General features: G+C 48.3%; 29 protein-coding genes. 17 read left to right on the top strand and 12 right to left on the bottom strand.

Annotation, left to right across the window (positions count from 1 at the left end):
- On the top strand, positions 1 to 1,138 hold a 1,138-nt coding region (locus QZT80_RS25315; RefSeq protein ID WP_367112891.1), incomplete at its 5' end, for an endo-1,4-beta-xylanase.
- 70 nt (positions 1,139 to 1,208) lie between these two features.
- Here QZT80_RS25315 and QZT80_RS25310 read toward each other — a convergent pair.
- The 3 genes from QZT80_RS25310 to QZT80_RS25300 form a co-directional block, all read right to left on the bottom strand.
- Positions 1,209 to 2,045, bottom strand: a complete 837-nt coding sequence (locus tag QZT80_RS25310) for a DUF1080 domain-containing protein (protein WP_295128958.1) — start codon at positions 2,043 to 2,045, stop codon at positions 1,209 to 1,211.
- A gap of 98 nt (positions 2,046 to 2,143) precedes the next feature.
- Positions 2,144 to 2,887 carry a metallophosphoesterase family protein gene (locus QZT80_RS25305; RefSeq protein ID WP_295128957.1) on the bottom strand — a complete coding sequence of 248 codons (744 nt, stop codon included), beginning with the start codon at positions 2,885 to 2,887 and terminating at the stop codon, positions 2,144 to 2,146.
- A 2-nt stretch (positions 2,888 to 2,889) separates the two neighbouring features.
- Positions 2,890 to 3,387 carry an RNA 2'-phosphotransferase gene (locus QZT80_RS25300; RefSeq protein WP_295128956.1) on the bottom strand — a complete coding sequence of 166 codons (498 nt, stop codon included), beginning with the start codon at positions 3,385 to 3,387 and terminating at the stop codon, positions 2,890 to 2,892.
- Positions 3,388 to 3,502: 115 nt separating this feature from the next.
- On the opposite strand from QZT80_RS25300, the gene QZT80_RS25295 reads away from it, so the two are divergent.
- Positions 3,503 to 3,676, top strand: coding sequence for a hypothetical protein (locus QZT80_RS25295; RefSeq protein ID WP_295128955.1), 174 nt, complete (start codon positions 3,503 to 3,505; stop codon positions 3,674 to 3,676).
- A gap of 560 nt (positions 3,677 to 4,236) precedes the next feature.
- On the opposite strand, the gene QZT80_RS25290 is transcribed toward QZT80_RS25295, so the two are convergent.
- Positions 4,237 to 4,428 (bottom strand): hypothetical protein, encoded by a 192-nt coding sequence (locus QZT80_RS25290; RefSeq protein ID WP_295128954.1) that lies wholly within the window; start codon positions 4,426 to 4,428, stop codon positions 4,237 to 4,239.
- A 94-nt stretch (positions 4,429 to 4,522) separates the two neighbouring features.
- Between QZT80_RS25290 and QZT80_RS25285 the strand changes: the two genes are divergently transcribed.
- Positions 4,523 to 5,344: an MBL fold metallo-hydrolase gene (locus tag QZT80_RS25285; RefSeq protein WP_295128953.1), complete on the top strand. Its 822-nt coding sequence runs from the start codon at positions 4,523 to 4,525 to the stop codon at positions 5,342 to 5,344.
- Here QZT80_RS25285 and QZT80_RS25280 read toward each other — a convergent pair.
- Both QZT80_RS25280 and QZT80_RS25275 read right to left on the bottom strand, forming a co-directional pair.
- A complete protein-coding gene (locus QZT80_RS25280) occupies positions 5,337 to 5,966 on the bottom strand; it encodes an MCP four helix bundle domain-containing protein (protein WP_295128951.1) in 630 nt (209 codons plus the stop codon). The genes QZT80_RS25285 and QZT80_RS25280 overlap by 8 nt on opposite strands.
- Positions 5,967 to 6,023: 57 nt before the next feature.
- The gene (locus QZT80_RS25275) at positions 6,024 to 6,488 is read right to left on the bottom strand and encodes a DinB family protein (protein WP_295128950.1); all 465 of its coding nucleotides are present in this window, start codon (positions 6,486 to 6,488) and stop codon (positions 6,024 to 6,026) included.
- Positions 6,489 to 6,583: 95 nt separating this feature from the next.
- On the opposite strand from QZT80_RS25275, the gene QZT80_RS25270 reads away from it, so the two are divergent.
- Positions 6,584 to 8,116 (top strand): sulfatase, encoded by a 1,533-nt coding sequence (locus tag QZT80_RS25270; protein WP_295128949.1) that lies wholly within the window; start codon positions 6,584 to 6,586, stop codon positions 8,114 to 8,116.
- A gap of 94 nt (positions 8,117 to 8,210) precedes the next feature.
- Here the strand turns inward: QZT80_RS25270 and QZT80_RS25265 are convergent, their stop codons facing one another.
- Positions 8,211 to 9,203, bottom strand: coding sequence for a hypothetical protein (locus QZT80_RS25265; protein WP_295128948.1), 993 nt, complete (start codon positions 9,201 to 9,203; stop codon positions 8,211 to 8,213).
- 170 nt (positions 9,204 to 9,373) lie between these two features.
- Between QZT80_RS25265 and QZT80_RS25260 the strand changes: the two genes are divergently transcribed.
- Entirely contained in the window at positions 9,374 to 10,276 is a 903-nt protein-coding gene (locus QZT80_RS25260) for a J domain-containing protein (protein WP_295128947.1), read from the top strand.
- A gap of 8 nt (positions 10,277 to 10,284) precedes the next feature.
- Entirely contained in the window at positions 10,285 to 10,578 is a 294-nt protein-coding gene (locus tag QZT80_RS25255) for a chaperone modulator CbpM (protein WP_295128945.1), read from the top strand.
- A 5-nt stretch (positions 10,579 to 10,583) separates the two neighbouring features.
- Here the strand turns inward: QZT80_RS25255 and QZT80_RS25250 are convergent, their stop codons facing one another.
- Positions 10,584 to 11,558: a D-glycerate dehydrogenase gene (locus QZT80_RS25250; protein ID WP_295128944.1), complete on the bottom strand. Its 975-nt coding sequence runs from the start codon at positions 11,556 to 11,558 to the stop codon at positions 10,584 to 10,586.
- 127 nt (positions 11,559 to 11,685) lie between these two features.
- Between QZT80_RS25250 and QZT80_RS25245 the strand changes: the two genes are divergently transcribed.
- Positions 11,686 to 12,063 (top strand): hypothetical protein, encoded by a 378-nt coding sequence (locus tag QZT80_RS25245; protein WP_295128943.1) that lies wholly within the window; start codon positions 11,686 to 11,688, stop codon positions 12,061 to 12,063.
- 60 nt (positions 12,064 to 12,123) lie between these two features.
- On the top strand, positions 12,124 to 12,354 hold the full coding sequence (locus QZT80_RS25240) for a hypothetical protein (RefSeq protein WP_295128942.1): 231 nt from the start codon (positions 12,124 to 12,126) through the stop codon (positions 12,352 to 12,354).
- Between the two features lie 159 nt (positions 12,355 to 12,513).
- Here the strand turns inward: QZT80_RS25240 and QZT80_RS25235 are convergent, their stop codons facing one another.
- Positions 12,514 to 13,536, bottom strand: a complete 1,023-nt coding sequence (locus QZT80_RS25235) for a ferritin-like domain-containing protein (protein WP_295128940.1) — start codon at positions 13,534 to 13,536, stop codon at positions 12,514 to 12,516.
- 214 nt (positions 13,537 to 13,750) lie between these two features.
- Here QZT80_RS25235 and QZT80_RS25230 point away from each other — a divergent pair, with 214 nt between their 5' ends.
- The 4 genes from QZT80_RS25230 to QZT80_RS25215 all read left to right on the top strand — a co-directional run bounded on the left by QZT80_RS25230 (position 13,751) and on the right by QZT80_RS25215 (position 17,182).
- On the top strand, positions 13,751 to 14,125 hold the full coding sequence (locus tag QZT80_RS25230) for a hypothetical protein (RefSeq protein WP_295128939.1): 375 nt from the start codon (positions 13,751 to 13,753) through the stop codon (positions 14,123 to 14,125).
- Between the two features lie 63 nt (positions 14,126 to 14,188).
- Entirely contained in the window at positions 14,189 to 14,680 is a 492-nt protein-coding gene (locus tag QZT80_RS25225) for a DUF3347 domain-containing protein (protein ID WP_295128938.1), read from the top strand.
- A gap of 6 nt (positions 14,681 to 14,686) precedes the next feature.
- Positions 14,687 to 16,882 (top strand): multicopper oxidase domain-containing protein, encoded by a 2,196-nt coding sequence (locus tag QZT80_RS25220; protein WP_295128937.1) that lies wholly within the window; start codon positions 14,687 to 14,689, stop codon positions 16,880 to 16,882.
- 87 nt (positions 16,883 to 16,969) lie between these two features.
- Positions 16,970 to 17,182: a hypothetical protein gene (locus QZT80_RS25215; protein ID WP_295128936.1), complete on the top strand. Its 213-nt coding sequence runs from the start codon at positions 16,970 to 16,972 to the stop codon at positions 17,180 to 17,182.
- A 50-nt stretch (positions 17,183 to 17,232) separates the two neighbouring features.
- Here the strand turns inward: QZT80_RS25215 and QZT80_RS25210 are convergent, their stop codons facing one another.
- The gene (locus QZT80_RS25210) at positions 17,233 to 18,318 is read right to left on the bottom strand and encodes a Gfo/Idh/MocA family oxidoreductase (RefSeq protein ID WP_295128934.1); all 1,086 of its coding nucleotides are present in this window, start codon (positions 18,316 to 18,318) and stop codon (positions 17,233 to 17,235) included.
- Between the two features lie 506 nt (positions 18,319 to 18,824).
- Between QZT80_RS25210 and QZT80_RS25205 the strand changes: the two genes are divergently transcribed.
- From QZT80_RS25205 to QZT80_RS25185, 5 genes are all read left to right on the top strand, one after another.
- The gene (locus tag QZT80_RS25205; RefSeq protein ID WP_295128933.1) at positions 18,825 to 22,133 is read left to right on the top strand and encodes a hypothetical protein; all 3,309 of its coding nucleotides are present in this window, start codon (positions 18,825 to 18,827) and stop codon (positions 22,131 to 22,133) included.
- Positions 22,134 to 22,387: 254 nt separating this feature from the next.
- Positions 22,388 to 23,338, top strand: coding sequence for an SPFH domain-containing protein (locus QZT80_RS25200; protein ID WP_295128932.1), 951 nt, complete (start codon positions 22,388 to 22,390; stop codon positions 23,336 to 23,338).
- A 3-nt stretch (positions 23,339 to 23,341) separates the two neighbouring features.
- On the top strand, positions 23,342 to 23,584 hold the full coding sequence (locus QZT80_RS25195) for a hypothetical protein (RefSeq protein ID WP_295128930.1): 243 nt from the start codon (positions 23,342 to 23,344) through the stop codon (positions 23,582 to 23,584).
- 2 nt (positions 23,585 to 23,586) lie between these two features.
- A complete protein-coding gene (locus QZT80_RS25190) occupies positions 23,587 to 24,528 on the top strand; it encodes a hypothetical protein (protein ID WP_295128929.1) in 942 nt (313 codons plus the stop codon).
- 16 nt (positions 24,529 to 24,544) lie between these two features.
- Positions 24,545 to 25,117 carry a DUF6620 family protein gene (locus QZT80_RS25185; RefSeq protein ID WP_295128928.1) on the top strand — a complete coding sequence of 191 codons (573 nt, stop codon included), beginning with the start codon at positions 24,545 to 24,547 and terminating at the stop codon, positions 25,115 to 25,117.
- On the opposite strand, the gene QZT80_RS25180 is transcribed toward QZT80_RS25185, so the two are convergent.
- Both QZT80_RS25180 and QZT80_RS25175 read right to left on the bottom strand, forming a co-directional pair.
- On the bottom strand, positions 25,118 to 25,252 hold the full coding sequence (locus tag QZT80_RS25180) for a hypothetical protein (protein ID WP_295128926.1): 135 nt from the start codon (positions 25,250 to 25,252) through the stop codon (positions 25,118 to 25,120).
- Between the two features lie 126 nt (positions 25,253 to 25,378).
- Complete coding sequence (locus QZT80_RS25175) at positions 25,379 to 25,885, bottom strand: hypothetical protein (RefSeq protein WP_295128925.1); 507 nt, start codon at positions 25,883 to 25,885, stop codon at positions 25,379 to 25,381.
- Between the last annotated feature and the right edge of the window lie 53 nt (positions 25,886 to 25,938).

Genomic DNA, 25,938 nt, shown 5'->3' with positions numbered 1-25,938 from the left:
ACAAACTGATATATCAATGATGAAGATCCACTATGTCATATACCTGGGCTGCCTGCTTGCCGCAGGCCCTGTTAAAAGCCAGCAGGTACAGCAAACTACAGCTACTAAAGAAATCCCTTCACTCAAAGCCGTATTTGCCGGCGATTTTGTGATCGGTACGGCTTTGAACGCAGCACAAGTTGAGGGGAGAGATCCGCGGGCGGCCCTCCTCGTGCCGCAACAATTCAACGTAGCCACGCCGGAGAACGTGATGAAAGCAGCGCCCATTCACCCGGAATGGGGCAGGTATAACTTCGGCCCGGCCGATGCACTGGTGGAGTATGGGCGAAATAACAACATCGGCATCAACGCCCATACACTGATCTGGCACAGCCAGCTGCCACGGTTTGCGCAACAGCTACAAAGTATTGACTCCTTCCGGCTCTTCTTTCAGGAGCATATTAAAACAGTAGCCGGCCGCTACAGCGGCAAGGTGTTATCCTGGGATGTGGTGAACGAGGCATTGAATGAGGACGGCTCCATGCGCAAATCGGTGTTCCTGGATAAGCTGGGAGATGATTATGTAACTGAGGCATTCAGGCTGGCACAGGAGGCGTCGCCTAACACGGTGCTGTATTATAACGACTATAATAACGAGCAGCCTGCGAAACGGGCTGGTTGTATCGCGCTGATAAAAAAGGTGCAGGCAGCAGGTGTGCGTATCGATGGTGTGGGTATACAGGGTCATTGGAGCCTCGGTAAAATTCCGCTGAAACATATTGAGCAGAGCATTCTCGAATACGCCGCGTTAGGCATAAAGGTAGCGATCACGGAACTGGACATAGAGGTACTGCCACGCAATTTCCAGGGTGCGGATGTGAACCAGCGGATGCAGGCCACCCCATCCACCAACCCCTATGTAAATGGTTTACCTGATAGTGTACAACAACAGCTGGCAGCTGATTATCGAGCGCTGTTCCAGCTTTTTCTGAAACATCGGGATAAGATCGACAGGGTTACTTTTTGGGGGGTGAATGATGGAAATAGCTGGCTTAACGGGTGGCCGGTGAGAGGCAGAACGAACTACCCACTGCTGTTCGACCGGGAATATCAACCTAAACCAGCCTTCTGGGCCGTAGTGGGATTGAAAAATAAATAGCATTTAGCTCATCAAAAAAGCCCGGATAACATGGCTGTTGTCCGGGCTTTTTTACTTTTTATACAAAGTGTTATTTCTTCATCTTCTTTAACTTCTCGATCTGTTTCGCCAGCTTCTTCTGGTTACCCATGTAGGAGGACAGGTCGTACAAATCTACCTTGCGGTATTCAACGGGGTGACTTTCGCTCTGCAGGGAGATAGTACCTTCTGTCAGATGTTTACCATCCTGTTTCTGCGCAGGATCAAAGTTTCCAACATTGCCATCGCCGATTTCAGGATGGGTGTATTCCAGTACGGTGTCGCCTTCTACAATGTGTTGTATCAGGGAATCACCGAGTACAAGGACTTCACAGCGCACCCACTGGTCGCCGGCATAGGTTTTAGAACTCGAATTTACGCAATGGGAGCGGTCGCGCTGGCCTTTCAGCACGATATTGGTGCCCGGCGTACATACGTTGGCGGTAGAACGCTGGTCCTTACCATTACCACCGAGTAACTGCACTTCTATAGAAATCGGGAAGTCCTGATTTTTACCCATGGTTTTAGCTTCCTGGCCGTGGATCATAGCGCCGCTGTTGCGCCATGCCCAACCGGGGCCGGCAGCCACCTGTTCGCCGGTGAAACGGTATTCCATCACCAGCAGGTAAGCCGAAAATTTCTGTTTATGGAAGATATGACCATATTTCTCATCGAACTTTTCGTAACCATCATAAGATACTTTCAGTACGCCATCTTCTACACGGAAAGTATTGCCGAAGTTATCATCCATGTCGTAACCCGTAATCTTCACGTTCCAGTCTTTCAGGTCTTTACCATTAAAGAGATGAATGGGTTTTGCTTTCTGAGCGAAACTCTGGCTGCCTGCCAGCAATGCACTGCCTAAAAGCAGGTGTTTAATCTTTATCATAAGCGCGCTAAAATATATATAACGGTGAAGGTAAAAGAATAATTGAGAAAACAGAAGTGGCCATGACCAGCGGCCAATGCACGGGATAAAAAACTGCGTTACACATTCCGTCCCCTTTCTCCGGGGTAGAAGGTGTACACATTATCGCTCTGCAATACCTTTTTCGTATTCACCTCCAGTGCAGATATCTTTCCCCTGAATGCAGCACCGGTATCCACATTCCACACGTTACTGCCTCTCATGGGTTTATCTTTCCCGTAATTGGTAGTGGGTGTATGGCCGATAAATATTTCCGAAAACAGCAGTAAACGTTTTGGGTAAGTCATGGAGGTTTTATTTAAACGCGGACTGGTAGCCAGTGCTGTTTCCCAAAGCGTGCGGTCCCAGCGGAAGTTAGCCTCGTAACGTTCGGCCTGGGGGCCGCGAAGGGAAGCGAAACCTGCGTGAACGAAAAGCCTGTTCTGGTCATCTATATAGAAGTTCTGCATGCGGTTAAAGAAGTCAAGGTGTACCGTCCTCTTTTCTTCACTCACATTCCTGTAGCTATCTACGGTAACGCTGCCGCCCTGGAATACCCAAATGCTGTCTGGTTTGCCGCTAATGAGCCACTCTTCGCACCAGGCGTCGTGGTTGCCTTTCATGAAAATGCAGTCATGCAACTTGTCCAGCTCTATCAGGTAATCAATTACCTCAGCCGACTGCGACCAGCCGTCTACATAATCACCGAGGAAAATGAGTTTGTCTTCCGGTTGTGGCGCTATCTTACCGATTAACTGCTGTAGCGCCTTTAATGCGCCGTGTACATCTCCTATCGCAAATATCCTTTCCTTTTGTTGCTTCATAATTATTTAACCAGGAATGTGGGAGGAACATGATCGGTAAGCCACACGTCATTGTCCGAGAGGTAAAAAATGTGTCCGTTGCGGTGCATGTCACCGGCTTTTATTTTAAGTACAACGGGGGCTCCTCTCCTGCTTCCAACTTTTTGAGCAGTTTCCAAATCCTGGCTCAAATGTACATGTTGCCGCGATTTTTTCACTAGCCCTTCCTGCCCAATGGCTTCAAGAAACTTATCAACCGTACCATGGTAAAGGATTTCAGGTGGTTCTGCTGTTTTAAGATTTAATTCTACTTCCAGCGAATGGCCCTGGTTTGCCCGTATTCGGGTATGATCGTCGTTAAAAGTGTAGCGTTTTTTATCGTTGGTGGCTACTATTTGCTCGAGATCTTCTTTAGTGAACGGCTGTCCGTGTTCGGTACACTTAACGATCAGTTCCTCCACATCCGCCCAGCCGTTTACGTCAAGCGTAAGCCCCACGGTTTCTGGCTGGTGGCGTAACAAAAGGCGAGGAACTTGCCCAGATGTTTCTTGTCCTTATCATTCATCCCCCAATAATACAATTTTAGCAGCTTTCGCTGGCACGGTTTTACGGCCATTACCATTAAAAGCATATTTTATGAAAACGGTAAACCAGCAGAACAACACACCTAAAAAGGGCAACAACAATGTACCCCGTCCTGAGATACGTGACAACCTGGACAGCAGGAAAAACGAAGAACAGGAGTTCAAAGGCGACGATATGACGCACAACAAAAAAGATCATAAAAGCGAAAAACAGGGTAAGAAATAGTACGGTTGTAGAACCAAATCCCCGCCCATAGCGGGCGGGAGTATAAAAAAGGAACTGATTTCATACGAAACAGTTCCTTTTTTAATAAAGAAGTCATTGTTAGTCAATATTTAATTTTATGCGATTAAAGCGGCCTTATTTTCCATATCTTAATAAAAACATCTCTATTTTAGATAAATCTCAAAGTTTAGTCTATTTTATTGAAATATTTGGAACCAAACAACCATTGACTGTATATTTGCAATAACATCACAAACAAACAATGTGGGGTGATGAAACTGGCAGACATGCCCTCTTGTCTCGGGGGTGAGGATAACAGGATAAATTGGGGACCGCAACTAACCATTAACGTTTTTTGCCCTGACTAACTGCCTCGTGTAGGTTCGACTCCTACCCCTACAGCTACATGGGCCGGCTCGAAAGCGATAAGCTTTTGAGCCGGCCCATTGTCTTTGTTGAATTTTCAGCAACCCATCTTGTTTAAACTAAATTGGGCTGTTTTAAAGTGGATCACTTTCAAAACAGCCCAATGCTACAATTTAACTATATCAACTACCAACTTACTTTTTACTGCCAGTTTTAGCAGGCTTTCGCTTTCCACCCGCGGCGTCCTTCTTCTTGTTCGGCACAACGATTTTACTCGTCGTACTTTCCGCCTTTTCCCTGCTAATATCGCGACTGTAGTCGTTGCCCAGGTTGGGGCCGCCTTGCTCCAGCCCCTGACTGCCGATTGTTCTGTTTCTGATTGCCATAACACACGTTTTAAATGAAGTGATTGGGTTACCCTGACCATTTATCTAAAAACATGCCATGCAACGCCCTTTATTTCGTTTATTTGCAACAGATATGGCATTATTTGTAACATCACTGAATTCGGGGAGTAATGGTAACTGTTACTATGTAGGAAACAGCAGAGATGCGATCCTGGTTGATGCGGGTATTTCGTGCCGCGAAACGGAGAAACGCATGAACCGGCTGGGGCTGTCGATGAACAAAGTAAAGGCGCTTTTCATCTCCCACGAGCACAGCGATCATATTCGCGGTGTACCAGTGATCGCGAAAAAATATAAACTACCCGTTTACATCACGCCGGACACCTTGAAGCATGGTCAGCTCGACATACATATAGACCAGGTAAACTGTTTTCAGCCCACCGAACCGGTGCAAATTGGTGACATACGGGTAACAGCCTTCCCTAAATTACACGATGCTGTTGATCCATACAGTTTCATGATCACTTACGAAGGGGTAAACATCGGTGTATTTACAGATATTGGTGCGCCCTGCGAACGCCTGGTGCATCATTTTAAACAATGCCACGCGGCGTTTTTAGAAGCTAATTATGATGAGGAAATGCTCGACAAGGGACGTTACCCCATCTTCCTGAAAAACCGTATACGCGGAGGCAAAGGCCACCTTTCGAACAAACAGGCGCTGGAGCTTTTCCTGGCGCACCGTCCCAGTTACATGACCCATCTTTTTCTCTCCCACCTTTCGCGGGACAATAACAACCCGGAACTGGTGCAGGCGCTTTTCACGCAGCATGCGGGCGCTACACGAATCGTAGTGGCCTCCCGGTTCGAAGAAACGGCTGTGTATCACATACAGCAAGCCTCCGAGCCACCGGCAAAAACACCGTCAGTAACTGTATTAGAGCTATTTAGTTAAGCACCGGCGGCTGGTCTTTAAAAAGCAATGGTCTATCAGAAATCAGCAGCAGTACGATGGCCGCCATACCCAGTATGATCAGCAGCGATATTTCCAGCTGCGAGCTGATCGTGGAGTCGCTTGCAATGTTTTGGGAACTGTTTTGCAGGTTTTTGCCTTCCGCCACCTGAATGTCGCTAAGACTGTTCAGCGTTTCGAGGCTGCGCAGGAAATGTTTATCCAGCAATTCGGGCGTAGCAGTAGCTGGCAGATTGTTATAATCAGACAAACGTGCTTTGAATACTTTCCACTGTTTCCCCTCTTCGGATGTAAGGTGTGTGGTTTCGTATTCTTTTATCAGCTTGTGGATAGCTGCGTCGTGTTGGGCGTGCAGGCGCTGTTTTTCGGCCACAGGCATTTCTTCATCATAACGCATCATCCGTTCCTGGTGCAGATGGTTAGAGATGCCAAAAAGATAGGTAGCCGGCAGCAACCGGTCGTGGTAAATAGAGGCAACAGAATTATCGAGGTCCGACACGTTCCTACGCTCCAGCAGGTTGTTCAGGAGCACCAATACCATAATCATCACAAATAACGCGCATACCTTGTAGCGCTTACCCTTAACCTGGAGAAGCCACTTCATAACATGGAATTTTAATGAGCGGGAATAGTCCCATCTATCAATTTACGAAAAAAAGCGCTATTTATTGCGTAAAGCGCGTTTCAGGGCCATTATATACCCAGTATGCAGTCCTTCGTGCATGCAGATCATCGTAATTACATCTTCCACCTTCGTTACTTCAATGCCATAACGGTTCTGAAAAGGTTTATAACTGGCAAAAAGGCCTTTATCGTAATCTTCTTCCGTACGATCGATAAGGGTGAGCAACTGCGTTTTTATGGCAGCCATTTCTTCCTGGTTGATAAAGCCTTCTGGCTTTGTGCCTGGCTTAAAACGTTCAATAAAATCGTCGTCGGCCAAAGCTGGCTGGCCAGATAAGCGATAGGTAAGGTTTTGCTGGGTACTCACCAGGTGTGCGAGGTTCCAGGCAATGTTGTTGTTAAATCCTTTCGGCACTTCATTCAATTCTTCGATACTTAGATCGTTGGTAAAATCAATGAGCCAGGTCCTTAGTTTTCTTACTACTTCAAATTGTTTCTGCATGTCTTTATCCGTTTAAGGAACACACAATATAAAAAATATGCAGTCCCCGGCAAAAAAGCACCAGTTTGAACCAGCTATTTTTGGTTATTTAGCATATGAGAACCACAGCCCTTCTTCTTTTATTGTCGCTCGGCACTTTTGCCCAGTCCAAAACCGCAGCAAAGCGGCCCAATATCGTTTTCATTTTCTCCGACGACCATGCCTACCAGGCCATCAGCGCGTATGGCAACAAACTGGTGCAAACGCCCAACATCGACCGTATTGCCCAAGGTGGCGTATTATTTCGCAATGCATTGGTTACCAACTCTATTTGCGGCCCCAGCCGCGCCACCCTGATTACTGGCAAATACAGTCATATGAACGGCTACAAGGCCAATGAGGGTAAGTTTGACGTTACGCAAATGCTGTTTCCCCGTGTGTTACAGCAACACGATTACCAAACCGCCTGGATAGGCAAGTGGCACCTGGGCAGCCTGCCGGAAGGTTTTGATTACTGGCGGATTTTGCCGGGACAGGGCTTTTATTACAATCCTAATTTTATCGAAAAAGGTAAAGATACCGCCCGTGTTGGTGGCTATGTTACCGACCTGATCACCGACTTCTCCGTAGACTGGATCAAGAACCGTGACAGCAGCAAGCCATTTTTCCTGGTAGTGGCCCACAAAGCCACCCACCGCGAATGGCAACCCGATACGCAGGACCTTGGTGCGTACGACCATATCAACTTTCCCTTACCCTCCAACTTTTACGACGATTATAAAGACAGGATCGCCGCTAAAAACCAGGATATGACGATCGATAAAACCATGCGTATGGTAGAAGATCTGAAAGTACATGTAGACTGGCAGCGTAAAACCGGGCTTTTCAGTCGCATGACACCTGCACAACAGGCACCGTTCCAGGCCTATTACGAAGGTGTAACCAAAGACTTCGACGAAAAGAAGCCCACCGGCAAAGCCCTCGCAGAATGGAAATTCCAGCGTTATATGAAAGATTACCTGGCTACTGCCCGTTCACTCGACCGCAACATCGGTCGTTTGCTCGATTACATCGATGCTTCCGGACTTGCAGAAAACACCGTGGTGATTTACGCTTCCGATCAGGGCTTTTATATGGGCGAACATGGCTGGTTCGATAAACGATTCATTTATGATGAATCGATGCGTACAGCCTTTATGATGCGTTACCCCGGCGTCATTAAACCCGGAACACAATCAGACGCCCTGATGGCCAACATCGACTGGGCTCCCACCATGCTTGACATTGCAGGCGTAAAAGCGCCAGCCGACATACAGGGCCGCTCCTTTTTGCCACTCGTTAAAACAGGGTCTAAAAATCCAGCCTGGCGCGATGCCGTGTATTACCACTATTATGAATACCCCGAGCCGCACCATGTGTACCCACACTTCGGCCTGCGCAGCAAACAATACACCCTGGTACATTTTTATGGAGAAACAGACAGTTGGGAGTTATATGATCTGAAGAAAGATCCCACGCAGCAACATAATGTGTACAAAGATGCGAAGTATCAGCAGGTAATTGGGGGATTAAAGAAGCAGTTGAAAGGGTTGATAGAGGAGTATAAGGACGAGGAAGCGATGAAGGTATTTAATTCATCCAGGTCATAAATGCCGAAGCGGGTTATGATGGTAAAACCGGATGGTTTGCATTTATTAAAGTCATAGGTAGAGAAGCGGGCCGTAAAAGCCCGCTTCTCTACGTTTATATCTGCCCCCGCCCTATTCTCCAAATGATCAGCTCGGGAAAACAGGCACCTACTTTGGCATTTTTATCTTTCTTATCATAACTGCAATCGCACCAGAAAGTTTTCATGGCATGCAGCGCGTAGGCATCCAATCCGCGCGGTATGGTTTTGATGGAGCCCTTTTCGTTCATCAGCTCCCATCCATATTGTAACGTAGCTTTTCCGCCAGCAATTACCGGGTGGTTATGCGTTTGGTCCGACCAATACACCAGCATCTTATCCGGATCGCGGTGGTCGACCGAGAGGATGGCGGCATGCGTACCGGCGCAGAGGCTTACGGTAAATACACTCCAGCCCCTCACGTTGCCGATCATGCCGCGCAATGTATACCAAAGACTTCCATCCAGTTCGTATGGTTCGAGGTAGCTTTTCAGCGAATCGATGAAAACGATCTTCCGGCGGTTAAGGCCAGAGAAGCCGACGGTTTGCATCTGGCACACCAGTCCCGAGTCCTTCAGCTGTTGCATCAGGATATCGATACGATTGGTACGGGTAAAACAGTTAAACGCTTCGTGTCGGCTGAACAGGCTGTCGGGGATGCTGGACTGCTGGTATAGCAGGTATTCCAGACCTGCACGTACGGTGTTAATACATACCAGGCTGTATGAAGGCGACCAGAGTTTCGTTTTGGGCTGTGCAGGCTTAGACGCATTGGTGATCAGGAACGCCTTCATGCGGTCGATTTCCGCTGTGCTGAAGATGTTGTCGCGGTAGTAAACCACAGCCGTATCGGGTTTGGGCGTAGGTGGTGGTGTATATACCGCTTTTGACACCAATGGCTTTTTTACCTCCGTTACTTTGGGTGCTGGCTTTTTAACCGCCGCAGGTTTCTTTACTTCTTTTTTGACCCCCTTCTTTTTGCCGGCGGGCTTTTTCTGCTGTGCTACAGCAGGCAGGGCCATCAACATCCACAATAAAAAGGCTACGGTACTTAAGCTGGTGCGGTACATAATAATTGGATCGGTCTGGTATTCGGTTTTCCGGTGGCAAATCTAATGAAAAAAAGAAGTTGTGCGTAACAGGCAGTTTGACAGTTTTTACCGACAAAATTGCACGTTTTCGTAAATTTAAGGAACGGCACTCAATTTGGGTGCCTTGTATGTTCTTAAACGACAAACTTATGGCTTTTATAGACTATTATACAGCGTTGGGGATCGATAAAAAGGCTAGTACGGACGAGATAAAAAAAGCATACCGCAAATTAGCGAGAAAATACCACCCCGACCTTAACCCCGACGACAAAGAAGCGAAGCTTAAATTCCAGCAGATTAACGAGGCGCACGAAGTGTTGAGCGATGCGGAGAAGCGCAAAAAATACGATGCTTATGGCGAGAACTGGAAAAACGCCGACCAGTTTGAGCAGGCCAGGCAACAGCAACAGGGCCCGCAGCAATACCAATATTCAGGTGGCGGCAATGATTTTAATTTTGGAGAAGGCGGGCAGTTTTCCGACTTCTTTGAATCGCTGTTCGGCCACCGTGGCGGTGGAGGCAGCGGGCGTAGCCAGACACGCTTCCGTGGGCAGGATTCGCAGGGCGAGGTACAGTTAAGTTTGCGTGAGGCGGCCCACACCCATCAACGCACCTTCTCGATCAATAACCAACAGGTGCGTATTACCATCCATGCAGGTATTGGTAACGGTCAAAAGATCAAGTTAAAAGGTCATGGTACGCCCGGTGTTAACGGAGGACCTGCCGGCGACTTATACATCACCTTTATCATTGATGAAGATCCGGTATTCCGCCGTGTAAATGATGATCTATACACAAACGCCGACCTTGATCTTTACACAGCAGTGCTGGGCGGAGAAGTAACCACCGATACACTGGACGGCAAGATCAAACTGAAAGTAGCTCCTGAAACACAGAATGGCGCCAAGGTGCGGTTAAAAGGGAAAGGCTACCCGGTGTACAAGGAGGCCGGCAAACACGGCGACCTCTATATCACCTGGAACATCAGGATACCGACAGGGCTTACCGAGGAACAGAAAGCCCTTTTCCGGCAATTAGCAGACTCTAAATAATTCCATGTATGAGTACAGAGATGATTACGGTAAGGGAATACTGCCTGCAGTATGAAACAGACCAAAGTTTTATTTCCGCACTGGAAGAAAACGGCCTTATTACGGTTACCATTGTGGAAACAGAACCCTGCATCCACTTTGACGACCTGCATTCACTCGATACATATCGCAGCTGGTATTACGATATGAATATCAATGTAGAAGGCATAGACGCCCTGCTGCATGTAGTAAACAAAATGAAACAACTGCAGCAACAGGTGCATGTACTGCGCTCCCGTTTGCGGCTGTACGAAGATCAATGAAACCGTTAGCTGTAAACTTCCGGATTTACCGGATGTGGTAGTGGTTCGTTTTTTAATCCGGCCACGATATTACGCGCAGCGATCATGGCCATCGCCGTTCTGGTTTCTACCGTAGCGGAACCGATGTGCGGCAATATTGCTACTGTGGGCATTTTCAATAGTGGATTATCTGCTTTCATCGGTTCTGGATTAGTAACATCCAGGCCGGCCCCCCAAATTAGTCCGTCGTTAAGCGCGGCGATCAGATCATCTTCCTGGTGAATGCCACCACGGGCAGCGTTGATAAAGATAGAACCGGGCTTCATTTTCCGGAAGGCCTGTGTGTTAAACGTGTTTTTCGTTTCCGGCGTCAGCGCGGCGTGTACCGACAATACATCACTTTGGGCGAGCAATTCGTCAAAAGAAACATAGGCGGCACCGTAAGTATGCTCCGCTTCTTCGTTATGACGGCGGTTGTGGTAAATAATTTTCATGTTATAAACAGCCGTAGCCTGCCTGGCAAGCTCCATCCCTATCTTCCCCAATCCGAAAATACCCAGTGTTTTACCTTGTAAAGAGATGCCGAGATTATCCATCGGTTCAGAGAATCCCCATTCGCCGTTCAGAATGCGGCGGTGCATATAAAAAGCCTTACGGGAAACGGCCATCATGAGCAGAAACGCTGTTTCGGCAGTGGCAGCACTTAGTACACCGGGTGTATTCCCTACAGGAATTTGTAAGTCTGTGGCAGCCTTAACATCAACATTATCAAAACCAACAGAATGGAGCGCGATTACCTTCAGGTGATTGCAGGTATCGAGGAAGCGGCGGTCCAGCTTTCCGTGTCCGGCGTACAACAATGCGTTATGGTTCATGCAGTGGCCAATCAGTTCTTCCGGCTCCAGTTCCCGCCGCTCCTTCCACTCGGTAACTTCTACACCCGCCTCCTTCATAAACGCCACCGCTTCGGGGGCGATCGTCTTCGTAACAAATACTTTCATGCAACCGTATTTTCCATGTGAATAGTCCTTTCTTAAGTTATGACTTAATCCCCGGAATGCAACAATAATTGTTCCGCGTAACAGTAAATTATTTTTTTAAAAAGATGAATGCGTACATTCGGGGCCTATGCGCAACGAACGAACTTATCGCTGGTATATTTATGTTGCAGTAACATTGGTTGCGGGCTGGCTGCTGATATATTTCGGTGGCGCTGCGTACGAGAAGTATTTTGGCAGCAATGTTATGGCCACCGTTGTTGCTCCCCCTTACAATTGTGACACTCGTCCCAGGGTAAGCGTAAGCATAAACGGCACCACAAAACAGATGCGTTTAGGACGCAAGGCCTGTTATGAACAACGCTACACAGTGGGGAGCGTATGGCCGGTAAAACTGCACCCTGTAACCAGGGGAATTATGGACGACACGGCAGTACCGGAAGTTTATTTCCTTGTATTATGCGGTATTGTTATTTATGGCGGAATAAAAAGAAAAAGTTACACCTGATTTTTACAAACGGAGGCGACCGGTGGCACAATGCTTGTACCTTCATAAAAAAAAACAATTATGTCCCAATTAACCATCACCCATCACAACGCCAGTATTCCCGTGACGCAGGAATCAAAAGACTCCTTCATTGTGGAGTTACCCGAGAGAACTATTTACCTGATAGTAAGGCAGGATAACGAGGGGGCTAATCACTGGTTTGAGGAAGGCAGTGATAATGAAACTGAAGAAACGAAATCAATCGGTATTGCGATAGAGACGGCACTGGCTGAAAACCAGGCCACTTATTAACTATTTACAAATTTGAATGAAGGGGTGCTATATTTGTGTAGTCCCCCTTTTTTTGTTGAGTAAGCCAATATTTAGTATCAAATAGACTTCGGTGCCTGGCGGGCAATACACAAAAAAAGGGGGGCGAAAAATATCCGCCCCCCTTTTATTTTATACAGACTATTTCTCGTCGTCTTCCTCTTCATCGTCATCATCATCTTCTTCGTCGTCATCTTCCACATCATCATCGTCATCATCATCCTCTTCAATATCCGCTTCATCCAATTCTTCTACTTCGTCCAATTCGTCATCGTCGTCTTCATCTTCATCGTCTTCGTCGTCAGAACCGGCGGCACTGCTTTCGCTTTTAGCCTGCCAGTTGATGCTGCCTTCGGCGATTTCTGTTAGCAGCACATCTGTCGTTTTCTCTTCTTCGAGAATTTCGCCCAGAATAGCAGCAATTTCGTCCTGCCCCATTACTTTAGCCAGTTGTACCAGGCTGCCGTAAGTGGCAATTTCATAATGTTCCACCTTTTGCGCGGCTACAATAATGCCGGCGTCGCGGGTGTTAGATCCCTTTTGTGTTTCCTCCACAATAGTCTGGGCTTCTTTGATGAGTCCTTCCATAGCGTCGCATTTTTGTGCCTGGGGCTTTTTACCTAATAGGGTGAATACTTCTTCCAGGCGACTGGCCTGGTCGATGGTTTGTTGTGTATGTTCGCTGATGGCGTCTTTAAGTTCCTGGCTGGTGGCGGCCTTCTGCAATTTAGGAAGGGCCTTGGCCAGGTTTTTTTCCGCCCAGTAGATATCTTTCAGCGAATCGTGGAAGAATTTATCCAGTTGTTCGCTTTCTGTTCCGAATTTCACCACTGCTTTTTTAGGCGCAACCGCTTTTTTAGCGGCGGCCTTTTTAGGGGCTGAAGCCTTTTTGGCCGCAGCCTTTTTAGGAGCTGCTGCTTTCTTCGCTGCGGCCTTTTTAGGGGCTACTGCTTTTTTAGCGGCGGCTTTTTTAGGCGCTGCTGCCTTTTTAGCGGCGGCTTTCTTTGGTGCTACTGCCTTTTTAGCAGCAGCTTTCTTTGGTGCTGCGGCTTTTTTAGCAGCGGCTTTTTTAGGAGCTACTGCTTTTTTAGCGGCAGCTTTCTTTGGAGCTGCTGCCTTCTTAGCAGCGGCTTTTTTAGCGGGTTGTTTTTTAGCTTTTGCCATAATTTATGAATTTAGGGTAGTTTTTTATCCGGGCTATGCAAGCATGACACAAAGCATATGCCATGAACCATAAACTGGCAGCCTAAAGGGTTTCGATATTCGGAACTTTATTTGTGTAGAATTCTTTCCCACAATCACCCCTTACCCTTAATCCCCAATTATATAAATGAATCCCCCAATTGTATAAGCATAACTTCAGTAAAAATCTGGAATTTTGACCACAGATAATGCGATGGTGCCACGAAAAGGCATTACCAAAAGGTTAATTCTAAAGATCGTGAAAAACAGGCTCTACATATTTGTTTTATTCCTGGCTGGTATACTACTGTTTACCACCGCCCCGGCCCTTGCCTGTGGCCAGGACACGACATGCGATACAGAGCAGGCCTGCCAAAAAGACCAGCCCCCCGTTAACCACTGTGACGGGCATGACTGCCATTGCATACATACCTGCCAACCGGGTGTGCAGGCCGTACCGGCAACCTTTAGTTACCAGGTATGGTTTCAACCGGTGGCCGTCCAATGGAAATCATTATCCAATCCTCTCCCCAACCACTACCTGCCTACCTGGGTGCCACCTAAACTATGATTGTTTTTGAGCTGTATAGCCAAACATGTATCTAATCAAGTTTAAACACCTAAATCAAAACATATGAAACAAATCACCTTTATACTGGCGATCTTATTTACCATTAATGCCAGTAGCGCTGCTGCGCAGGCATCCGGCGAACTCGATCCTGTTTTTGAAGCCTATTTTTCCATAAAAGATGCCCTTGTTAAATCAGATGCCGCCACCGCAACAGGCATTGGACTGTTAAATGCCATAGAACGGGTTAAAACAGATAAACTTAGTGCCGCTGAACGCGATGCCTGGACGAAGGCTTTACCGGGACTAACAGCACCGGCAAACGCTATTGCCGGCACCAGGGACCTGGAAAAGCAGCGCGTGCAGCTGGCAAAACTGAGCGAAGCCTTGTACCCTGTTGCGAAAGCAGCAAAACCAGGCTTGATTTACTACCAGCATTGCCCCATGTACCTGAATGGCAAAGGAGCTAACTGGCTGAGCAGAGACAAAGCAATTAAAAACCCTTTTTATGGCACCCGTATGCTTACCTGCGGCAGTACTAAAGAAGAAATTAAATAGGGAGAGATGAAGATACTTTTTACAGCCCTGTTTCTTTTCATCCTCGCTCCTGCTATAGCACAGCATACGATGGCAAACAACGGACGGGCAAACACGGCAAACGAATATAAGTCAGGCCCGCCTGCCACCAGGATTTACCACCTGTATGTGAAGGATACGATGGTGAATTATACCGGGAAAATGAAAATGGCTTACGCCGTGAATGGTCAGATACCCATGCCCACTCTTGAATTTACCGAAGGCGATACGGCGGAGATCTACATTCACAACGAACTTAATACCGAAACCTCAATTCACTGGCATGGATTAATACTGCCGAATGAACAAGACGGCGTACCCTACCTGACCACCGCGGCCATTAAGGCAAAAACGGTGCATCAATATAAGTTCCCCATTGTGCAGAATGGAACTTACTGGTATCATTCACATACGGGTTTGCAGGAACAGGCCGGGATGTATGGCGCATTCATCATTCATAAAAAGACGCCGCCACCCATACCTGAGTATACTTTACTGCTTAGCGACTGGACAGACATGCACCCGCACCAGGTAGAGCGGCGTCTTAAGATGGCTACCGACTGGTTTTCCATACAGAAAGGACGTTTGAAGCCAGGTGTGGTACAGAGTTACGCCGAGGCCATTAAGGCTGGTCATTTTAGCACAAAAGTGACCAACGAATGGAAACGGATGGAAGCGATGGACGTAAGCGACGTGTACTACGACCGTTTTCACGCCAACGGCCAGGACGAAGCCAGTGCCGGAACATTTAAAGCCGGCCAGAAAGTACGGTTGCGTATTATAAACGGAAGTTCCTCTACCTACTTCTGGCTGCGCTATTCAGGCGGCAAAATGGAGGTAGTGGCGAACGATGGCATGGACGTGGAACCTGTGCCTGTAGACCGGATGATTATTGCCACCGCCGAAACTTATGATGTAGTGGTAACGGTACCCGAAGACAGTACAGCATTTGAGTTACAGGCTACTTCGGAAGACCGTACGCGAAGCACATCGCTGTGGGTAGGAACAGGCAAGCGCCTTCCAGCTAAGCCATTGCCCCCGCTGAAATACTTTGAAGGCATGAAGATGATGAACGGGATGATGAAAATGGATGGCAACCTGAACGATATGGGTATGAAAATGAGCCTGCAGCAGATGGACATGAACGCCGTGATGTACCCTGAACTGTCGGATAGTGCCAACCAGGACATGGTTACGCTCAACTATGCGATGTTGCGATCGCCGGTAAAAACCACCCTGCCCGATGCACCGTTTAAGGAGTTGAAGTTCACATTAACCGGCAATATGAACCGTTACGTATGGAGCATCAACAACAAAACGGTATCGGAAACGGATAAAATACCCATCAGAAAGGGAGAAAACGTACGCATTATCCTCTACAACAACTCTATGATGCGGCATCCCATGCACCTGCACGGCCACTTTTTTCGTGTATTGAACGGTCAGGGAGACCATTCGCCCTTAAAAAACACGCTGGACATCATGCCCATGGAAACCGACACCCTGGAGTTTGCGGCTACTGAGTATGGCGACTGGTACTTCCATTGCCATATCCTTTACCACATGATGGCCGGTATGGGCCGGATATTCGAGTATGAAAACTCACCGGCTAACCCAGCCCAGGAGATGAAAAAAGTGTATGCCGACGACCGGATGTTTCACTTTATGGCACAAAATGACTTTGCCAGTAATGGAAACGACGGAGAGGCGGTACTGCAGAACACACGCTGGCGTTTTGACGCAGAGTGGCGGTTGGGTTACAACGACCGGCATGGATATGAGGGCGAAGTACATGTGGACAGGTATATTGGACAGATGCAGCGGTTAATGCCGTACATAGGGGCCGACTGGAGATACCGGAAAATGGAAACCGGTGAGATAGAAAAGAACCTGTTCGGGCAGGCAAACACCAAAGACGAACGCCGGGCTTTGTGCGCCGGATTCCAGTATACATTGCCGATGCTCGCCGTACTCGACGCCCGTATCGACACCGATGGCAAGGCCAGACTTTCGTTAATGAGGGAAGATGTGCGGATTACACCCAGGTTGCGTTTGGGGATGATGGTGAATACGGATAAAGAGTACATGGCGGGCCTGCGCTACGTGGTTACTAAATTCATGGGCATTTCCGCCCATTACGACAGCGACATGGGCTTTGGAGCGGGTATTACCCTGAACTATTAATGTATATCAGGAGAAAAGTTTGGCAGAACTGTTGTACTAGAAAGACTGGAATTCAATATTTAAATGATGTACGCCAAACGCTTTCTTATGACAGATCCAATAAAAAACCCGGAAATTGCGCCACCAGTAGAACCAGGAACACATCCCGGCAGCCGGCCGGAGAATCCGGGCACTACGCCCGAGCCACCTCCGATCACTGAGCCTCAGCCGGCGCACATTCCACAACCCAGTTCGCCTAAATTACCCGATTTACCCGGTAAACCGGAGATAGAACCACCGCTTCCGAAGCCGGTGAAGTAATAAACAGTATGGGGCGTGGTGTACACAGTACATCATGCCCTTTCTGATTTTTATCGGCCCAATATCACAGTTTTCTTCGTTTTCGCCGACACCTTCGCAGCATCCAGTATTTCCACTACCGTTACGTTCACAGGCAATCCGTACTGATCGTATTTATCGAGTACCAATGAACCATTAATAACAGCCGCCAGTACAGAAAACGGATCTGTAAATGGTGCAGGACGTGGTGAAAGCTTCTGACTTGTTTCCTGCCCTCCCTGCAATCGCTCGCGAACGTTAAGGTCGTTCACCGCCACAGCATACCCTTTAACACCATACACTTCCATATCTTTCCTGGAGAAAGGCCAGTTCCACGATGCCTGTATTACACACTGCGCTTTCGGGTATTGTAATACGATCGTCGCTTCATCATCTACCCTGGGATAAACAGCTGGTTTATTCTGATGTGTTACAGAAGTGACGGAAACAGGCCGTTCGCCCTTAAACAGCCACGTCATCAGGTTGGCTCCATAACAGCCAAAATCCACGAGCGCCCCTGCTCCATTCTTCGCCGGGTCAGTAAGTATATCCAGGAATTCCTGGCTGCAGCCAATTTCTTTGGGTCCCTGGTGGCCGTCATTTACCATTACTTTTCTCACTTCGCCTAATTTGCCCTCGTCCAGCAACTGTTTTACGTATTGATTTCCTGCATACCAGGAGGTTTCGAAGTTCGTGAGTACATGTATGCGGTGTTTATCGGCCAACCGCGCAATTTCTTTAGCATCGGCGAAGGTAGTGGCCAGCGGTTTTTCAACCATCACATGGATGTTGCGAGGGGCACAGGCGCGTACGATGGCTATATGATCACTGATGGCACCGAACGCAGATACGGCCTGTGGTTTGGCTGCTTCCAGCATCTTATCCAGATCTGTATAAAAAAGACCTTTATCCAGTTTGTATTGCTTCGCGATCTTATCGGCTATCTGCGTATTGGGCTCATATATCGCCACTAGCTGTACATCGGTTTTGTCTTTTCGGTTGAATATCCAGTGCACATGGCCATGACTAAGACCGGCTATTGCCAGGCGGAGGGGCTGTTGGGCAGACGTGGTGCCGATGGAAAGCATGGAGAGCAGTATAACGAGGAATGTTTTCATACGATAAATATATTGTAGTATGGGGAGAAAATGAAGTTGTCTTATGCTGAAAAAAACTGGCAGCCTGATTTTTTTAATTCCTATCAGCACTTGAATACTTCTTCCTATGCTCCAGCGGAAAGATATAGAGAGACAGCTTATGTCTGCATCAATGACGGAATAACATACGTACTTCAAAAGCTACAGCCAGTGTGAAACGCTCGCTGTAGCTTTTGGAGACGGCAATAATTCTCCCACCTGCTGATCATCTCTACAACATGAATCCCCCCTTAACAACCGGCTTTCATCCCCCCGACCCGATACATGTTTCAGGATATTTCTGACTGATACCGCCTGGTATATGAAAGCCCTTTCAAGGCTGCCCGTGGCCTTCCTTTATCTCCCAAAATATTCTTTTGCCATCTCCCATATTTTGAATATGTTTGAACATATGAACAAAACAGTGATACTAGTTCCACAACAACACTACAGCTGATTATCAACTAACAACCAAAAGACTTCCAACTATGAGGCTTCTCCTGCTTTGCGCCTTTACCGCCATTTCCCTTACAGGCATGGCCCAGAAAACTGTTCCGTACCTCGGCAAAATCGACTGGATCAGTGGATATGCAAATGAAGTGTCCGGCGAAAACATCCGTTACTTTTCAGCATTTCCGGATGATGCAACGACAGCCCTTCTTACCCGCACTACCGATGGAAAGAAAGAGATTACCTGGCAAACAGCGCCGGTACCGGTTAAGGTGAAAGGGCCTTATGTTTACTTCAGCTGGGTGGCCGGCCATTCTTCTGCCACCAGCAGTGGCGACCGGCACTTTGACCTCTATGTGAACGATAAAAAACTGCTTACGTTTACAACCATCCCGGGTAATAAAAACCCTGACTGGACATATGCCGCAGCCGACAGCAGCCGTATTGTGTTTACACAATTGAAACGCGATGGCGCTAACGATGCACATGGTCTCGCTTTTTTGCGGCTTCCTGCTTCGGCGGTAATACCCGGTAAACCGGTTACGCTGAAAGTTATTGGCCAGGCGCAACAGAGCAACGACTGGTACATGACCTTCAAGTTTAATTTCCAGGAAAAGATAGAGATGGCCGCGCAGCCTTTCCTGTTAAAAAACGGTCAGCAGCCTGTTACGCTTACTGCGCTGCACTTCGGGCCTGCCCGCACCTATCAAGTATTAGTGAACAACGCCAAACATCAATTTGTGGTGAATGACGGACTCACTTATTTCGATGTGCCGGTTGCCCCCGTTAGCACGCCTGACAGCGTCCGTATCAGCGTACTGGATGGTAAAAAGGTATTGCAGGATAAGTACGTGCAACTTAAGCCGGTAGTTCCGCGCGAGCTGCACCTTATCCACCACTCCCATACAGATATCGGTTACTCGCATCTCCAGCCCGAAGTTTTAAAAATACACCTCCGCAATATCGACGACGCGCTGGATATGATCGTTAAAACAAAAGATTACCCGGATGCCGCAAAGTTCAGGTGGAACATTGAGTCGCTGTGGGCGGTGGAGCAGTACCTGAAACAGGCATCGCCTGAACGCAAAGCTGCTTTTGTAAAGGCGGTGAAAGACGGTAACATCTGCCTGTCCGCATTATATGCCAATATCCTGACGGGGCTTAGTTTACCGGAGGAAATGTTTCACTACACCGATTATGCGCAACAACTTAAAAAGCAATATGGCTTTAGTATTCCCAGCGCTATGATTTCTGACGTACCGGGCTACACCTGGAACACTGTTACAGCACTGGCAAAAGGTGGTGTAAAGTATTTCTCCAGCGGCCCGAACTACCTCGGTGAGAATCACCCCTATTTAGGTGACCGCGTAGGACATTTTGTACGCACCTGGGGCGATAAACCGGTTTACTGGAAAAGTCCTTCGGGCGAAGAAAAGATCCTGTTCTGGACAGGCGGCAAAGGTTACTCATCCTGGCATGGTACCGCCCCCGGTGGCGTGTTCGACCGTGGCACAAAGAAGATCGCTGCCTACCTGGAAGAACTGACTGCTAACCACTACCCCTACACGATGGTGCAGTGGCGCTACAACGTGGTAGCAGATAACGGCCCTATCGATACCGCCATCAGCCGTTTCGTGAAACAATGGAACGAAAAATATGCATCTCCCAAACTAATTTTAAATAGCACCGACAGGCTTTTTGCCGCATTTGAAAAACAATACGGAAAAGACCTGCCCGTGGTGACTGGCGATATTACCCCTTACTGGGAAGACGGCGCCGCTTCTACCGCGCAGGAAGAAGGACAGAACCGCATTAACAGCCTACGCCTGCAACAATTGGAAAACGCGTACACTATACTGGCACCGAAGCGCTATCAATCGCAGCCGTTTTACGAAGCCTGGACTAACATCCTGATGTTCCACGAGCATACCTGGGGCGCGCACAACAGTATTTCGGAACCCGATGTTCCGTTTGTTACAGAGCAATGGCGGATAAAAAAACAGTTTATGCAGGATGGCGACCAGCAAACGAACGCCTTGAAGGCATCGCTGTTTTCGTCACTTACAGATGCGACGACACGCCGCGTGGCCGTAGTGAATACGCATTCCTGGGCCGCATCGGGGCCGGTGGAGATTACGGTGGCAGGCAAATCCGTTACAGACGCGAAGGGAAAGAAATTCCCGCTGCAACAATTGCGTTCCGGTGCTTACGTATTTATCGCGGAAAACATACCGCCATTCGGCACGGCCGTATTTAACGTTACAGATGCGCCCCTGCGTACCACGTCGCCGTTTAAACGCGGACAACAAACGCTTTCGAACGGGTACATCAGTCTGGGCTGGCACCCTGGTAATGGAAGCATCACACAATTGTCTGCCGGCGATGAACATAACTTTGCAGGCAGTTTCAAAGAGCAGGGGCTGAACAGCTACTGGTACGTGCCCGGCCTTGATCCTGCGGAGGCACAGTCGGCGCAGGCATTAACAGCAACGGTGGAAGAAGAAGGCCCTGTCGTAACCATTATATCCCTGAAAGGCGACGCCCCGGGCGCGGTTTCGCTGGAGAAACGTATTATTCTTTATGCCGGTTCCAAAGAGGCGATCATTGAGAACAGGATCGACAAAAAAAGTGTGCGCAGCAAGGAGGCCGTACATTTCGGTTTCCCTATCGGCGTGCCCGATGGCGCCACTACACTCGACGCGGGTTATGGCACCTTACGTTACCTAAAAGACCAGCTCCCCGGCTCTAACATGGACTTCCTGTACGGCCGCCGTTGGCTCGACGTATCGGATGCCTCACACGGCCTGCAATGGCTGTTGCTGGAAACACCGATGGTGGAACCAGACAGTATGATCGACGAGCGGCTCGTAGTGCCGCCCAGTCATAAAGAGTGGCGTAAAACAGGTGCGCCCACCACTACCTGGTTCGCCTACGTCATGAACAATTACTGGCATACTAACTATAAAGCCGATCAGCCGGGCAAAAGCAGTTATCGTTACGGCCTGCGGCCGCACCAGGTAGTTACTGGCGCCGATATGGAAAAGGCTGCTGCGATGTTCACGCAACCTTTCCTCAGCTTCCCGCTGAAAGCAGGTGTTGTATTGCCGGAAAGTCTTTTCAGCATGAGTAATCCTGCCATTATCGCCACCTCCATTACACCGGTAGAGGATGGGAGCATCACTGTACGCCTGTTTAACCCGGAAAAGACGGAGCAGGTGACGAAGTTTGTACCTGGATCGCTGAAGGTGTCGGCGATCAGGCAACTGCCAGATGGTAAGGTACAACCGGCCGATGTGGAGATAAGATTGCCTTCGATGGCGGTTCGGGAGTTGACACTGATACCATAAAAAATCTTCATAAAAATGAGCAGATAACGTGAGTTGTCTGCTCATTCTTGTTTGTAGAAGAAAGGAAAGTGAAGGCTGGCTGATAAAGCGTCTTATCCGTTTCTCTTTCAACTGCTGCATTCTATGCCGTTACCCTCATCCTCAAATATTAATTTTTTCCTAAAAAACATTCCCCAATCTCCGTGTAGCCGTCTGAGGCACGATTTTTCCTATATTTGGCCAGCTAAGAATACGGAACCCATAAAATATCCTGCATGAAGCTACCATTTATCGAGATCATCACCTGGCTCGAACATAACCCGGACTTACTGATGTGGAAGTTCCCCGACCAGGATGCGGAAATTAAGAACGGTGCAAAACTGGTGGTACGCGAGTCGGAACAGGCCCTGTTCCTGAGCGAAGGGAAGTTTGCTGATGTATTTTCAGCGGGCACACACACTTTAGCTACCGAAAACATACCACTGCTGTCCCGCCTCAAAGGTTGGCGTTACGGCTTTGAAAGCCCGTTTAAAGCTGATGTTTATTTCTTCTCCACCAAACAATTCGTGAACCTCAAATGGGGAACACCTGCGCCGGTGCTGATGCGCGACCCGCACTTCGGACAGGTACGCGTGAGAGCCTTCGGCACTTACAATGTGCGGATCAAAAATATAGAACAGTTCTTCAGAGAGTATGCGGGCACTTTCCCGGTACTGTCGGTGCATTCGCTGCAAACCCAGTTGCGTGATTACATTGCGCCTAAGTTCGGGGAAGTATTATCCCTGGCTAACCTGCCGGTAGTGGATGTTGCCGGTAATCTGAGTAAAGTAAACGAACAGATACGTCCACTCATCACCCCCTATTTCGATGCCTTTGGTATTGAAGTAACGGAGTTTGCAGTAAGCAGTGTAACACTGCCGGAAGACGTACTGGCGCATTACGATAAGGTGACCAGCATGAACATGATCAGCGACATGGATAAATATACGCAGTTCAATACCGCTAACGCCATTGGCGACAAGGGCACTGCAATGAATGATGCCGTGCAACAGGGTGCCGCCATGGCTGCCATGATGAAGATGGCAGGGCAACAGCAGGCGCCGGCCACTCCCCCTGCAGATGATATCACCGCCAAACTACAGAAGTTAAAAAGCCTCTTCGAGAACCAGCTGATCGACGAAGCGGAGTACAAAGCGAAGAAGAACGAGTTACTGGAAAAACTTTAATCTATGGATGAAGAAAAGAAACTCTCATTCGTAGAACGGATGAAGCAACGTACCGCCGCGCAGCAGAACTATGGAGGCGCTGCCAGTACATCGGCCGCGCAAACGGGCCAGGCCGCCTGCCCAAAATGCGGCGCCGGCAGAACAAAGGATGATGGTCTTACCCACTGCGCCTACTGCGGCCATACTTTTATTCATACCACACTCACCGACGGAAAGTACATTCGAAAAGAAGACAATTCTCAATAACCATGTTTTTTAAGAGCCATCGCGAACCGGATACAACCCAATTGCAGCAAACGCTTAATGATATAGAAGCTCGCCTCAGCACATTCCTGCAAAAGCTGGATGAGCGGGCTAACGAGCTATTAGAAGGCTTCCTGGCCGAAGCGCCTGGAATTATTGCAGCAGACAATCATTACGGACAGGGCTACTCCCGCTTCCTGGCTGCCACCCGCGGTCAGATCAGCACCCTGCGTAAAAAGGTGCAGGACGTAAGGGAGCAACAGGTTACCCAAACGATGTACCAGTACGACAATGCCTGGCCGGCAGGCAGTAGCGGCAACAAGCTGCTGTACGACTGGCAGAACCGCTGTTATGAGCGTATCAACAACTGGGAAGAAGCACTGTACGCAAAGGAAACCGCCGCCATAGAAAAAGCAGAATGGAAGGACTATGAGCCTTTGTTCAGGCAGCTGATAGATAACTACAATACTGAAAAGGAGAAAGTACATTGCAAACAATGCGGCGCAAAGCTGAACATCGATCACATGTACTATTACAGCACCTACGTAAGCTGTGACTTCTGCCAAACGCAAAACATATTCGACCCGGGCACCAACGCCCGCCTGCTGGAAGATACAGCCCGGAAACTGGCAGAGCAGCGCTGCAAGCCCATCCTGGACGCACACGTTCATCAGCAGCAACGCGAACGGGCCTTATACCACGAGGCACACGAGCTGCACTTAAGTATGGTCCATGAAAAGAGTGCATCGGTCCTTTCGCAGAAAAAGTCCACTATCGACCGGCTGGAAGCTGAGCGCCAGGAAGCCATCCGTAAGGCACCGGAGCTGCTGGAAAAATACTACCGTGATATGTTCGATGAAATGAGCATCCTGCTGCCCGATCTGAAGGAGCATAATGATCGCTTCTTCCAATCCATAAAAACAAGTTATCTCAATAGAAACCATTAACGCAAAAAATCTAATCATGTCAGAAAACAACCCGCTGTTAGCGCCGATCCACGGGATCAGCCTGTACGACTATTCCGCCGCCAATGCCAGGCTGGCTAACAATGTACCCGTAGACGCAGTTTGTAAAGCCCTGGGGATCGAAATTCCTGTTTGGGAAGATGCCAGTAATCAATGGGTACAACGGATGCAGGCAGATCCTGATTTTGTGATCGCCATGCAAATGGGCACCTACTTCTCACAGGCGGATCAACACCCGAAACTCGGCGCCCTGAAGCCCGAAGGTGGCGCCGCCGGCAACGAATATTTTACGCGCATTTCCTCCGACCGGTACTTCTACGAAGAACTCACAGCAGCCCGCGAAGCCGCTTACGAAGCTGGTCTCGATGGCGCGCAGTGGATGCTCGACGAATTCGGCATCGCACTCGGCGACTTCCAGCAGGTAGCTATGCAGTGGATGGAATCTTCACGCGGCGAAGATTATGAGATTACCCGCGATTACCTTGATTATCACCAGGAGAAGAAAGCGGAATATGCAGAGAGATTTGCCGGTGAGCAGGGCGGGAATATTGCGGATGATATTGACTTCTAATTACTTTTTAGCGAAAGCGCCCTGCATGGTTTGTGCAGGGCCATTTTCTCCGCGTACTTCACTGAAGTGAGAATACGTACTAACGGGGTCTGAAATGATGTAGTCAAATATATTCATCCTGATCGCTTCATCCAAATATTACCGCGGTTTTTCATTTGCAACACCAGCTCGTAGGGGCCCACACCACAACTCAGCCCATCACCAAAAAAAAATGACGGAATGCATGCATCCCGTCATTTAATAACAATATTTCCTGCTAACCTAATCTACATACAATCCCAGCGCATCAATTTTCCGCCAAAACTCTGTAGACATATCCCCGCAATAAAAGAACATATAAAAATCTTCCCCAAAGTGAATGTATTCCCGGGGATTAACATCGCACCGCAACTCGCACCAGAGATTCTCTCTCAGCGACATGCGTACCATTTTTATGATATCATCGCCCTTTATAAGGTCTCCTTCGGCTACGGAATAATAAAGCAGCAGCGAATCGCTGTCCACATCATCGCCCGAAAGCCTTAACAGCTGGTTAACAATAAGACCATTACAGCTGAGCGTTTGGCAGAATGCAAGCACCGCATCAACGTAATTTTGCTCTACCCGCAGATACTCTTCCCTGGTGAGTACGGTACCATTAAATTCGCTGCCAATGTCCAAATAAGAATGCCATTCCTGGTTGCGTTTTAAAAGATTTTCTTTCTCGTGGAGCTGAGGCGGGTACTTCGTAATACGCTTTGCGATTGTACCCTGATGTTTCATTGCCATTTTTTAAATTTTTCGGGTTCTTACTACTGTTTAATGTTTTGCCGGTTTGTTTC

Source organism: uncultured Chitinophaga sp. (assembly GCF_902168175.1).
Taxonomy (GTDB): domain Bacteria; phylum Bacteroidota; class Bacteroidia; order Chitinophagales; family Chitinophagaceae; genus Chitinophaga.
The sequence above is the reverse complement of the archived record's forward strand: the minus strand, read 5'-3'. Positions and strand labels throughout refer to the sequence as shown.

Coding starts and splice junctions, on each gene's coding strand:
- QZT80_RS25215 (WP_295128936.1), top strand. CDS start 16,970: ATGACAGATCCAATAAAAAACCCGGAAATTGCGCCACCAGTAGAACCA.
- QZT80_RS25195 (WP_295128930.1), top strand. CDS start 23,342: ATGGATGAAGAAAAGAAACTCTCATTCGTAGAACGGATGAAGCAACGT.
- QZT80_RS25185 (WP_295128928.1), top strand. CDS start 24,545: ATGTCAGAAAACAACCCGCTGTTAGCGCCGATCCACGGGATCAGCCTG.
- QZT80_RS25255 (WP_295128945.1), top strand. CDS start 10,285: ATGAGTACAGAGATGATTACGGTAAGGGAATACTGCCTGCAGTATGAA.
- QZT80_RS25200 (WP_295128932.1), top strand. CDS start 22,388: ATGAAGCTACCATTTATCGAGATCATCACCTGGCTCGAACATAACCCG.
- QZT80_RS25295 (WP_295128955.1), top strand. CDS start 3,503: ATGAAAACGGTAAACCAGCAGAACAACACACCTAAAAAGGGCAACAAC.
- QZT80_RS25175 (WP_295128925.1), bottom strand. CDS start 25,885: ATGGCAATGAAACATCAGGGTACAATCGCAAAGCGTATTACGAAGTAC.
- QZT80_RS25305 (WP_295128957.1), bottom strand. CDS start 2,887: ATGAAGCAACAAAAGGAAAGGATATTTGCGATAGGAGATGTACACGGC.
- QZT80_RS25205 (WP_295128933.1), top strand. CDS start 18,825: ATGAGGCTTCTCCTGCTTTGCGCCTTTACCGCCATTTCCCTTACAGGC.
- QZT80_RS25245 (WP_295128943.1), top strand. CDS start 11,686: ATGCGCAACGAACGAACTTATCGCTGGTATATTTATGTTGCAGTAACA.
- QZT80_RS25290 (WP_295128954.1), bottom strand. CDS start 4,428: ATGGCAATCAGAAACAGAACAATCGGCAGTCAGGGGCTGGAGCAAGGC.
- QZT80_RS25310 (WP_295128958.1), bottom strand. CDS start 2,045: ATGATAAAGATTAAACACCTGCTTTTAGGCAGTGCATTGCTGGCAGGC.
- QZT80_RS25280 (WP_295128951.1), bottom strand. CDS start 5,966: ATGAAGTGGCTTCTCCAGGTTAAGGGTAAGCGCTACAAGGTATGCGCG.
- QZT80_RS25285 (WP_295128953.1), top strand. CDS start 4,523: ATGGCATTATTTGTAACATCACTGAATTCGGGGAGTAATGGTAACTGT.
- QZT80_RS25265 (WP_295128948.1), bottom strand. CDS start 9,203: ATGTACCGCACCAGCTTAAGTACCGTAGCCTTTTTATTGTGGATGTTG.
- QZT80_RS25250 (WP_295128944.1), bottom strand. CDS start 11,558: ATGAAAGTATTTGTTACGAAGACGATCGCCCCCGAAGCGGTGGCGTTT.
- QZT80_RS25190 (WP_295128929.1), top strand. CDS start 23,587: ATGTTTTTTAAGAGCCATCGCGAACCGGATACAACCCAATTGCAGCAA.
- QZT80_RS25240 (WP_295128942.1), top strand. CDS start 12,124: ATGTCCCAATTAACCATCACCCATCACAACGCCAGTATTCCCGTGACG.
- QZT80_RS25225 (WP_295128938.1), top strand. CDS start 14,189: ATGAAACAAATCACCTTTATACTGGCGATCTTATTTACCATTAATGCC.
- QZT80_RS25275 (WP_295128950.1), bottom strand. CDS start 6,488: ATGCAGAAACAATTTGAAGTAGTAAGAAAACTAAGGACCTGGCTCATT.
- QZT80_RS25235 (WP_295128940.1), bottom strand. CDS start 13,536: ATGGCAAAAGCTAAAAAACAACCCGCTAAAAAAGCCGCTGCTAAGAAG.
- QZT80_RS25220 (WP_295128937.1), top strand. CDS start 14,687: ATGAAGATACTTTTTACAGCCCTGTTTCTTTTCATCCTCGCTCCTGCT.
- QZT80_RS25270 (WP_295128949.1), top strand. CDS start 6,584: ATGAGAACCACAGCCCTTCTTCTTTTATTGTCGCTCGGCACTTTTGCC.
- QZT80_RS25210 (WP_295128934.1), bottom strand. CDS start 18,318: ATGAAAACATTCCTCGTTATACTGCTCTCCATGCTTTCCATCGGCACC.
- QZT80_RS25260 (WP_295128947.1), top strand. CDS start 9,374: ATGGCTTTTATAGACTATTATACAGCGTTGGGGATCGATAAAAAGGCT.